This window comes from Abyssisolibacter fermentans, assembly GCF_001559865.1.
Taxonomy (GTDB): Bacteria; Bacillota; Clostridia; order Tissierellales; family MCWD3; genus Abyssisolibacter; species Abyssisolibacter fermentans.
This window is the reverse complement of the sequence record NZ_LOHE01000015.1, coordinates 1-1461: the sequence shown is the minus strand read 5'-3', so window position 1 is coordinate 1461 and position 1461 is coordinate 1. Positions and strand designations below refer to the sequence as shown.

2 protein-coding genes are annotated in these 1461 nt (G+C 32.6%); both read left to right on the top strand.

Going from position 1 to position 1461, the window contains the following annotated elements:
* Positions 1-616 (top strand): hypothetical protein (locus AYC61_RS21535; protein WP_420806797.1); only part of this gene is annotated, 616 nt, incomplete at its 5' end.
* Between the two features lie 15 nt (positions 617-631).
* On the top strand, positions 632-979 hold the full coding sequence (locus tag AYC61_RS01140; protein ID WP_066495567.1) for a DUF3969 family protein: 348 nt from the start codon (positions 632-634) through the stop codon (positions 977-979).
* Positions 980-1461 lie beyond the last annotated feature (482 nt).

The following is a 1461-nucleotide window of genomic DNA, read 5'->3' as shown; positions in this document are numbered from 1 at the left end:
AGTAGGTCTAACATTTACAGCGTTATTACTTGCTGAGGCAGCACCAGCAGTATTTGAATATGGGAAAATGACAATAAATCAAGCACTAGAAAATTTAAGAAGTAGTAATGCATTAAATAATGCAAGAAATTTAAAGAATCTAATGAATAGTGGGGGATTACAACCGGCATTTGCAGGAGTACCTTCTGACGCAGTAGCAGTACCTTCATCCCCAGCTATAGCACTAGAAACAGATGTAACAGTTGGATTAGATATAGCAACATATACACAATATAGTGATGTGTTTGGAAATACGGTTTATACGATTACAAATAATTCTGGTTTTGGAGGAATGCCTGAGGGGATGGGTAAATCTATAGATAATGTATATGACTCAATAAAGAAATCTCCAAACTATCCACAAGGGTTTGAAACAGTTAAAAATGGTACAACTAAGAATACTGTAAAGAATAAACAGTTACTTGAAAAGCTACGTGAAGTTGAATCAGGAACTTGGAAAAAAATATATAAAGATGGTTATGATACATCTGGAAATAAAATCTCTATTCACTATTTTCAAAGTCAATCTGGTAAAGTATTTAATGTAAAAGTGAAATCTGGGTGGAGTAACTACTAATTTGGAGGTGATTAATTGGATTTAGTAATAAAAGCACATGAAAAGAGAGAAATCGAAAGAGTTTTGGCAATAATAGAACTAGGTTTATTAACTGCATTAGAAAGTGACTCTATAGGTATAGAAGAAGCTGAGGGATATCTCTTTAATCCATATACAATGCGGAAAATGCAAGAATGTAATGTTAGCAGTGAGCTAATTGATATTGTACATTTAGGCAGTGAACTTGAAGATATTCAAAGTCTCATGCCTGATAAACTTAAAGAGAATATTTTGAGCTTAAAGGAGAAGTGTATTGACGTTTTAAATAAACTAGAAGAGCCTGATATTCCAACTTCTAAACTTATTCAAGAGATACATCCATAAAGTTAAATGACGGTTCACAGTAGCCGTCATTTTCTTTTCTAAATACCCACTGGGGGAATGTCATCAACCTAGTGTTCAAATAAATTACAGGTAATATAATTTAATCTGTGCTTTTGTGAAAAAAAAACGTTCTATTCTGGCAACAATCCAAATATAACTAGAAGGGAGCGTTTGTATTTGAAGAAGATGTAGAATAAAAGAAGAAGTATATAAGAAAAAATATCGAGATGGTACAGAATATGATGAACGAGATTTAATATTAAATCAACTCAATGGTAAGTATTGGGAAACATATTTATATACGAATACCTTAAAATGTATTAGCTCAGAAACTGAATATGAAGGCATACCATTATATAGAGGATTTTCAAATGGTGAGGTATATTGGGATGAGCTATACAATGCTCCAGAATGGAAAGACACGACATTACCAGAATACATTAACTTAACAGGTGGAATGAGGTATATAATGCTTCACCACC